The sequence below is a fragment of the Kitasatospora sp. NPDC001660 genome (genome assembly GCF_053596725.1).
Genome location: NZ_JBSFGU010000043.1, coordinates 48578 through 57044, shown reverse-complemented (window position 1 = coordinate 57044; position 8467 = coordinate 48578). Strand labels below are relative to the sequence as shown.

The window sequence follows — 8467 nt, the reverse complement described above, 5'->3', positions numbered from 1 at the left end:
GCGCCGGATCATCAAGGTCCGCGTCCTGCGACGCTGGGGGCCCGCCCGCATCGCCTACCTGCTGAAGCTCAACCCCGCCACCGTGCACCGCGTGCCGACCCGCTACCGACTCGCCCGCCTGACCCACCTCGACCGCGCGACCGGCCGTGTCGTGCGCCGCTACGAGCAAGACTGCAAGCCAGTTCGAGCAGGCCCTGGTGTGCGCCCTCCGCCCCGTCCAATGCTGACGTTTTGCTGACGGCAGATGGTCCACCACGCCCCTGATCTGGGAAGATCGCCGAGGCCCGCGAGGAGTGGCAGCGCGCGTCCGACCGCTTCGGCAGCGTCACGGGCTGCCCCGACGAGCGCCTCCCCACCCCCGTCCTGCCCGGGACGACCCTCACCCCGCGCGGGAATCCGCCCGTGCCGCAGTCCGACTGACGGCAGTCACCCCCGAAACGATCCGCCACATCCCCCAGGAGGAACCCATGGCACAGCTCGTCACCGACAACCCCGGAAAGTCCCGCTTCGAGATCCACGACGACGGCGAACTCGCGGGCTTCGCCGAGTACCACCGCTCCGGCGACGAGATCGCCTTCATCCACACCGAGATCGACCCCCGGTTCGAGGGCCGCGGACTGGGCAGCCGACTGGCGCGCGCCGCGCTGGACGCGGCACGCGAGCAGGCGCTCTCCGTCCTGCCCTACTGCCCGTTCATCCGCGGCTGGATCACCAAGCACCCCGAGTACGCCGACCTGGTCCCGGCCTCCCACCGCGCCCGCTTCGGCCTCTGAACCGCGCCGTCCGGCACAACGGGCTCCCGGACGGCGGGCGTTGCCGTCGCCCGGGAGCCCGTCGCAGCACCCGGTACGGTAGGCGGATGACCGCCGAGTTCGAGACCTTCTTCCGGACCGCGACCGGCCACACCCCCTACCCCTACCAGACGAGGCTGGCCGCCGAGGGACTGCCCGCCCTCCTCCAGGCCCCCACCGGCGCCGGCAAGACCACCGCCGCCGTCCTGCCCTGGCTGCACCGGCGCCTGGTCGGCGCGCCCGGAGACACCCCGCGCCGGCTGGTCCTCGTCCTGCCCCGGCACAGCCTGGCCGACCAGACCCTCGTCCGTGTCCGGGGCTGGCTCGACCGGCTCGGGCTGCTCGGCGAGGTCGGGCTGCACCTGCTCGCGGGCGGTGCGGCGCAGGACGGCGGGTGGCGGCGGAACCCGGAGCGGACCGCTGTCCTGATCGGCACCCACGACCTGGTCCTCAGCCGGGCACTGATGCGCGGCCACGCGGACTGGCGGCCGATGGCGCCGGTCTCGTACGGGCTGCTGCACAACGACGCGCAGTGGGTCTTCGACGAGCTGCTCCTGCTCGGGCCCGCTCTCCGCACGAGCGTCCGACTCCAAATGCTGCGCGACCAGTTGGGGACGACAGCCGCAACCCGGACGATGTGGATGTCGTCGGCCGGGGCCCCGGCCGGACTCGGTGAACCGCTGCTCGGGTCGGGCGCGCCCGCCACGTTGCGACGGATCTCCCGCCTCCACGTGGACGCCGCGCCCGGACGCCACCTCGCCGCCCTCACCGAGGCCGTCACCGCGGCCCACCTTCCCGGCACCCGGACCCTGGTGGTGCTCAACACCCTGGAACGGGCCCGGGCCGTGCACACCGCGGTGGCCGCCACGGGCCGCGAAGTGCTGTTCCTGCACCCGTACTTCCGCGCCGCCGACCGCAGCCGGCTGCTCGCCGCCGCCGAGGACGCCCGCGACGCCGTCATCGTCGCCACCCCCGCCGTGGAGGCCGGACTCGACCTCTCCGCTCGCACCGTGCTCACCGAACTCGCGCCCTGGGCCTCGCTCGTGCAGCGCGCCGGCCGCTGCAACCGGTACGGCGAGCACCCCGAGGGCGGCGACCTGCTCTGGTGGACGCCCCCGGAGGGCGGCGACCCCGCCACCGAGCGCCGGCTCACCGCCCACGAGGGCCGGGCCGTCACCCCCGCCCACCTGCAGGCGGCCGGACCCGACGAGCCGCTCCCGCCCCCCGGTCTGCCACGCGAGGACCTCCTGGCCCTCTTCGACTCCGCCCCGGACGTCGGCAGCCCGGCTGCCACCGCCGACCGCTGGATCTGCGAACCGACCGAACGGGCCACGCTGACCGCCCTGGTCGCCTGGCGCGACTGGGAGTCCGCCGGGCCCGCCGCGCCCGCCGAGGACGAGCCCGATCCGGCGAGCGCGGAGCTGTGCCCGGTGCCGCTCGGCGAACTGGAACAGCTGCCCGCCGGCCGGGCCTGGCTCCGTGACCCGCTGGACGGCCAGTGGCGCCCCGCCCTGCCCGCGGACCTGCACCCCGGCGCCCGCCTGCTGCTGGACGCCCGCTCCGGCGGCTACCTCCCGGACCGGGGCTGGACCCCGCGGAGCACGTCGCCCGTACCGGCCGAGCCGTCTCCCCCCGTGCGACCGGCGTACGGCTGCACAGCCTGGATCGGCCTCGACCAGCACCTCCAGGAGACCGAGGACGAGGCCCGTCTGCTGCTGGCGGCGCTGCCCGAACTCCCGGCCGAGCTGAGCGAAGCCGTCACCCGGGCGGCCCGCTACCACGACCTCGGCAAGTGCCACGACGCCTTCCAGGAGAAACTGCGCGCAGGCCGCGCCAACCCGCCGGACGGCCTGCTCGCCAAGTCGAAGAACGGCGCCGAACCACTGCCGTCCTTCCGCCCGACCCGCCCCTACTTCCGGCACGAGCTGGTCAGCGCGCTGCTCCTCTGGCACGGCGGCCACCACCCGCTCGTGACCTACCTGGCCGCCGCCCACCACGGCCACGTCCGCATCACCGTGCGCCCACGCGGCGACGAGGCACCACTGCTGCTCGGCGTGGCCGACGGCGACCGCACCCCGCCCATCGACCTGTCCAGCGGCGAGCGCTTCCCCGCCCGGACCCTGAGCACCGCGATCTTCACGCACACCTGGACCGAACAGGCCCTGTCCCTGCGCGACCGCCCCGACCTCGGCCCGTTCCGGCTCGCCTTCCTGGAAACCCTGGTCCGCGTCGCCGACTGGCGCGCCAGCGCCCGCCACGACGGCCCCCTCGCCCCACCGCCCCCGGCGGGTGCACAAGCGAATTGATCCTCCACCGGATGGTCCGACTGCCGGCTAGTGGGGGAAGCGGCTGCGGATGGCCCTGGCGGCGTCCGTGCCGTCGAGGAGGGTGTGCAGCAGGGCGGTGAGGGTCTCGACGTCCTCCGCCGTGAGGCGTGCGCCCATCTCGCCGGTGAGCCGGGACGTCGCCTCGCCCAGCCGGGCGGCCAGGGCGCGGCCGGCGTCGGTGAGGTGGATCAGGACGGCGCGCTTGTCCTGCTCGTGCGGGACCCGGCTGACCAGGTCGCGCTGGACCAGGGAGTCGACGAGCCGGCTCGGGCTGCCCTGTTCGCAGACCAGCAGGCGGCCGAGGGCGGCCAGGGTGACCGGCTGGTGGGCGGCCAGAACGTCGAGCACCTCGGCCTGGGCGGGCGTGAGGCCCAGGTGGCGCAGGGCGCCGCCGAGCCTGCGGCTGCCCTCGCGCTGGGCGGCCAGGAGCAGGTAGCGCAGTTCGTCGTGGGTGGCCACGGCCGTCCCTCGTTTCGCTCGTCGGTGGATCGGGGGAGTACGGGCGACAGCATATCAATGACACGACATGGATGACATGACATCGATGTTGTGTCATTGTTGTTCCGTCACCGACGGAAGCCCACCCGGGCGGAAGGAGCATGGTCATGCGCACTGACTTCGTCGTCCTCGGCGCCACCGGCGTCACCGGCGGCCTGATCGCCGAACACCTCGTCCGGCGGGGCGGGACGGTCACCCTGGCCGGCCGGGACGCGGCCCGGCTGGCCGGGACCGCGGCGCGCCTCGACGGCGGGGCGGCCTCCGTCCTGGCCGTCGACCTCGCGGACCCGGACTCCGTCGCCGAGGCGGCGCGGGCGGGAAAGGTGCTGGTCAACACCATCGGACCGTTCACCCGGCTCGCCCCGCCCGTCGTGGCGGCCTGCCTCGACGCGGGCACGGCGTACGTCGACCTCGCCAACGAGCGGGCCGCCGTGCGCGCCCTCCTCGACCGGGACACCGAGGCGCGCGACCGGGGCGTCGCGCTGGTCACCGGGGCCGGCTTCGGGCCCGCCGCCACCGAGGCACTGGTGCTGGCCCTGCTGGGCCGCGTGCCGCGCCCGGCGAGCGTGACCGTCGCCTCCGCCGCCACCAGCGCGTACGACACGGAGGGCGTGCGCAACACCGTCGCCGAGGCCGTCGCCGACGGCGCCACCACCTACCGGGCCGGGGAGCTGGTCCGCTCGCCGCTCGGCGAGGGCGCCACCGCGCTCGCCTTCGGCGGCGCCACCCGGACGGTGATCCCCGTGCCGGTCGGCGATCTGGAGGCGGCCCGGGACGCCAGCGGCGCACCCGACGTCACCGCGTACGCCGTACCGCGCGGCGGTGCGGCGGACGGCCGCTCGTACGGCTACGCGGAGCTCACCGGTGCGGACGGGCGACGGCACGCGGCCGAGCTGAGCACGGGGGAAGGGTTCGCCTTCACCGCGGCCATCGCCGCCGAGGCCGCGGCCACGCTGCTCGACGGCCCGCACGCGGGCGCCTGGACGGCGGCCCGGCTGCTCGGCGCCGAGCGCGTCGCGGCCCTGCCCGGCACCGCCATCGCGCTGGGCCGGTGATCCCGATGAGCTCCGTCCCGTCCTCGACGCCCACCGTGCACCGACTGGGCGACCCCCTGGTCAACTTCTACCTCGTCGACACCGGCCCGGCGCTGGTTCTCGTCGACGCCGGCCTGCCCGCGCACTGGGACGGACTGCTCGACGCGCTCCGCCGCCTCGGCAGGCCGATCACCGACATCGCGGCGGTCCTGGTCACCCACGGCCATCCCGACCACGTGGGCATCGCCGAGCGGGTCCGGGTGGAGGCCTCGGCCGAGGTGTGGGTGCACGAGTCCGACGCACCGATCCTGGCCGAACCGCGGCGGCTCAACAAGGTCTGGCAGCCCGAGCGTTCGATCCTCGGCTACGCGGTCCGCCGTCCGAGCGGCCTGCGGGCACCGCTCCACCTGGCCCGCGGCGGCGCGCTCCGCACGCCGGCGGTCCGGGAGTTGCGCACGTTCACGGAGGACACCCGACTCGACCTCCCCGGCGCCCCGTTGGCGGTGCACACCCCGGGCCACACGCACGGCAGCACCAGCTACCTCTTCCCGGAGGCCTCCCTCGCCTTCACCGGCGACGCCCTGGTCACCAAGGACACCGTCGCCGGCCACGTCGGGCCGTGCGTCATCTGCCGGGCCTTCACCCAGGACAGCGGAGCGGCGCTGGCCTCCCTGGAGAAGCTGGAGAAGCTCGCCGAGCGCGAGATCGCCACCGTCCTGCCGGGCCACGGCGAGCCGTGGCGCGACGGCCTGCCGGAGGCGGCGCGGCAGGCAGCGGCGAGCGGTATCCGGTAGCGCCGCTGCCGGCGGGACGAAGCGTTTCGGTGCCGGGGCCCGCGGCGGGGAGGGTCACCAGGCCCAGGGGCGGCGCCACAGGTGGGTGGCGGGGCGGGGGATGCGGCTGATCACCGAGCCGATCAGGGTGCCGACGGAGACGCCGAAGACGGCCGACACGGCGGCGAGGACGGCGTGTGCGCCGTTGCCGACCTCGATCTGCGCGGTGTTGAGGAGACCGAAGGAGCCGGGCACCACGATCCAGAACGCGGGGAGGTACAGCACCTGCCAGGACGGGCCCCGCGGTAGCCAGTGGGCGACGGTGGCGGCGGCCGCCGCGGTGACCGCGCCGGCCAGGCCGCCGACCGCCGCGCCGTTGGCGCAGGCCACCGTCACCTGGACGGCGACCGTCACCGCGATCACGGCGACGATCCACGGGATGGCCGCCGGCGGAGTGTGGACGTTGATCACGACCCCGGCCACGGCGAGCGCCAGCCCCAGCCAGATCACCCACCAACTCGGAGCCGCCACCTGCGTGTTGGCCAGCGCGGAGGCGGGCACCCCGGTGGCGGTGGCCGCGGCCACCACGCCCGTGAGGAAGAGCGCGAGCTGCACCGTCCCGGACACCAGCCGGGCCGTCCCCGCACTCGCCGCGCCCGCCGCGATCTCCGACAGCCCGGTCACCAGGAGACCACCCGGCAGCAGGATCGCCAGGGTCGCGACGATCGTGCGCAGCGGCCCGTCCAGCAATCCGGCCCGGGTGGCCGCCAGCACGAGCAGGGCGACGAGGAATCCGGCCGTGACCGGCAGCAGCGGCCGCAGCAGCGGCAGCCGGCGGGCCAGCACCGTGAGCCCCACCACGAGCAGCGAGCCGATCCCGGCGGCGAGGACGTTCGCCGCCACCGGCTGCAGGTAGAGGCAGATCCCCACGCCGACCGGCAGCGCCCCGAGGTCCGCGGCCCAGGCGGGCCAGCGGGCCGGCGCGCGGCGGATCGCGTCGAGGTCGCGCAGCGCCTGGTGGCCGTCGAGGGAGCCCGCGCGCAGCCGGTGCACCACGTCGAGGACGTCGGCCGTCTGCTCGAACCGCAGCGCGGGGCCGACGGGCTCGAAGACGGCTCCGTCGTCCGCGCCCAGCGCGACGAACAGCCCGGTGGTCAGGGCGGCCACCCGGACGCCGGGTGCGCCCAGCGCCCGCCCGAGCGCGCGGAGTTCCTCCTCCACGTCGTGGACGGGCAGGCCACCGCTCAACAGGCCCGCGCCCAGTTCGAGAAGGAGGCGGCGGCGCGGGTCGACCGGGGCGTCGGGTGCCCGGTCCGGCGGAAACGTGCTGGTCATGGCACGTATCGTCGCATCCCGCCCGGTTCCGCCCGATTCGCGGTCGGGTCGGGGTCGGGTCGGGGTCGAGTCGCGCGCTGTGGGCGGGTGCCCGCGGCGCTGGTCAGACTCCCCCGACCCCGCCGTGGTCGTGGATCTCCGCGACTGCGCGGCCCGGGCCGCGCAGGTGGGTCACCAGGGCCGACAGGAGGGTGCCCGCGGACAGCCGACACCAGGGCGCAGACCAGGCGCGCGGCCCGTGTGGGCAGGCGGGATCTTCGGGACCGCAAGGCTTGTCCACCACCTCGTGATTCCAAGGGAGTTGACACCACTCTGAGGCCGGGGGCCACCGAAGGGAAGCCACCCGCACGCGGGAGACCGTACGCGCCCGGGGTTCGACCACCACACGTCGGACCCCGGGCCGGGGCCGGCGCGCGGTGACGGCTCCGGGCCCGGGGCGGGAGTGGTGAAACCATGCCGTGAAGCCGTCGGGTGACGCCGAGTCACCTCGTTCCCGTTCAGGCCACGAGGCGGCGGACGGCGAGTTCGGCGTAGAGTGCGGCGCCGTCGGGGAGCACCGCGTCGTCGAACTCCGCGTACGGGGAGTGGTTCGGGGCCAGGTCCTCGGGATCGCTCCCCTTCGGGGCGGCGCCGAGCATCACGAACGAGCCGGGAACGGCGTTCAGCACCCGGGAGAAGTCCTCCGACGCGGTCAGCGGGTTCGCCAGCGGCCGGTAGCGCTCCTCGCCGAACACCTCCCGGACGGTGTCCGCGAGGAAGTCGGTCTCGGCCGCGTCGGTCTCGGTCACCGGGTACTCGGCGCGGTACTCGACCTCCGCCCTCAGTCCGTGGGCGGCCGCGACGGATCGGACCAGTTCCACCGCCGCATCGGCGACCCGGGACTGCACCGCGGCCGAGAACGTCCGCACGGTCGCCTCGAAGCAGGCGGTCTCGGGGATCACGTTGCGCCGGGTGCCGGCCCGGAAGAGCCCGACGGTGATCACCACCGGATCGAACACGTCGAAGCGGCGGGTCACCATGGTCTGCAGGGCGGTGACCATCTCGCAGGCCGCCGGGACGGGGTCCTTGGCCCGGTGCGGTGCCGAGCCGTGGCCGCCCGCACCGTGGACGGTGACGTGCAGCGCGCCCGAGGCGGCCATCATCGGGCCGCGCCGGGCGCCGAACTCCCCGTGCGGCATCGTCGACACCACGTGCACGCCGTAGGCGGAGACCGGGCGCCGGCCGGTCGCGTCCAGCACGCCCTCGGCGAGCATGGCGCCGGCGCCGTCCCAACCCTCCTCTCCGGGCTGGAACATGAAGACCACGTCGCCCCGGAGCCGCTCGCGCCGCGCGGCCAGCAGGTGCGCGGCCCCGGCGAGCATGGCGGTGTGCAGGTCGTGCCCGCACGCGTGCATGGCACCGTTGCCGGCGGCGAACGGCACGGACGCCTTCTCGGCGACCGGCAGAGCGTCCATGTCACCGCGCAGCAGTACCGTCGGCCCCGGTCGGCCGCCGCGCAGCACCGCGGTGACCGAGCTCAGCGCGGAGCCCCGGCCCACCTCCAGCGGCAGCCCGTCGAGCGCCGCCAGGACACGCTCCTGGGTGCGCGGCAGGTCGAGGCCCACCTCGGGGAAGCGGTGCAGGTCGTGGCGGAGCCGGACCAGGTCCGGGGCCAGCGCCAACGCGTCTTCGTGCAGGGACACGGTTACCTCCGATCGAATCCAAGGCCG

The 8467-nt window shown here is 75.3% G+C and carries 7 protein-coding genes and 1 pseudogene; 5 read left to right on the top strand and 3 right to left on the bottom strand.

Going from position 1 to position 8467, the window contains the following annotated elements:
• From ACWCXH_RS31720 to cas3g, 3 genes and pseudogenes are all read left to right on the top strand, one after another.
• Window positions 1–166 (top strand): annotated as a pseudogene (locus tag ACWCXH_RS31720) (terminase gpP N-terminus-related DNA-binding protein); the annotation flags it as partial.
• 301 nt (window positions 167–467) lie between these two features.
• Complete coding sequence (locus tag ACWCXH_RS31715) at window positions 468–773, top strand: GNAT family N-acetyltransferase (RefSeq protein WP_449804946.1); 306 nt, start codon at window positions 468–470, stop codon at window positions 771–773.
• A gap of 86 nt (window positions 774–859) precedes the next feature.
• Window positions 860–3097, top strand: a complete 2238-nt coding sequence (gene cas3g / locus ACWCXH_RS31710) for a type I-G CRISPR-associated helicase/endonuclease Cas3g (RefSeq protein ID WP_449804945.1) — start codon at window positions 860–862, stop codon at window positions 3095–3097.
• A gap of 27 nt (window positions 3098–3124) precedes the next feature.
• Here the strand turns inward: cas3g and ACWCXH_RS31705 are convergent, their stop codons facing one another.
• Window positions 3125–3577, bottom strand: coding sequence for a MarR family winged helix-turn-helix transcriptional regulator (locus ACWCXH_RS31705; protein ID WP_449804944.1), 453 nt, complete (start codon window positions 3575–3577; stop codon window positions 3125–3127).
• Window positions 3578–3723: 146 nt separating this feature from the next.
• Here ACWCXH_RS31705 and ACWCXH_RS31700 point away from each other — a divergent pair, with 146 nt between their 5' ends.
• Both ACWCXH_RS31700 and ACWCXH_RS31695 read left to right on the top strand, forming a co-directional pair.
• Window positions 3724–4671, top strand: coding sequence for a saccharopine dehydrogenase NADP-binding domain-containing protein (locus tag ACWCXH_RS31700; RefSeq protein WP_449804943.1), 948 nt, complete (start codon window positions 3724–3726; stop codon window positions 4669–4671).
• A gap of 5 nt (window positions 4672–4676) precedes the next feature.
• Window positions 4677–5444: an MBL fold metallo-hydrolase gene (locus ACWCXH_RS31695; RefSeq protein ID WP_449804942.1), complete on the top strand. Its 768-nt coding sequence runs from the start codon at window positions 4677–4679 to the stop codon at window positions 5442–5444.
• Window positions 5445–5498: 54 nt separating this feature from the next.
• On the opposite strand, the gene ACWCXH_RS31690 is transcribed toward ACWCXH_RS31695, so the two are convergent.
• Together ACWCXH_RS31690 and ACWCXH_RS31685 are read right to left on the bottom strand one after the other, a co-directional pair.
• The gene (locus ACWCXH_RS31690) at window positions 5499–6758 is read right to left on the bottom strand and encodes a threonine/serine exporter family protein (protein ID WP_449804941.1); all 1260 of its coding nucleotides are present in this window, start codon (window positions 6756–6758) and stop codon (window positions 5499–5501) included.
• Between the two features lie 497 nt (window positions 6759–7255).
• Window positions 7256–8440, bottom strand: coding sequence for a M20 metallopeptidase family protein (locus ACWCXH_RS31685; protein ID WP_449804940.1), 1185 nt, complete (start codon window positions 8438–8440; stop codon window positions 7256–7258).
• Window positions 8441–8467: the final 27 nt, after the last annotated feature.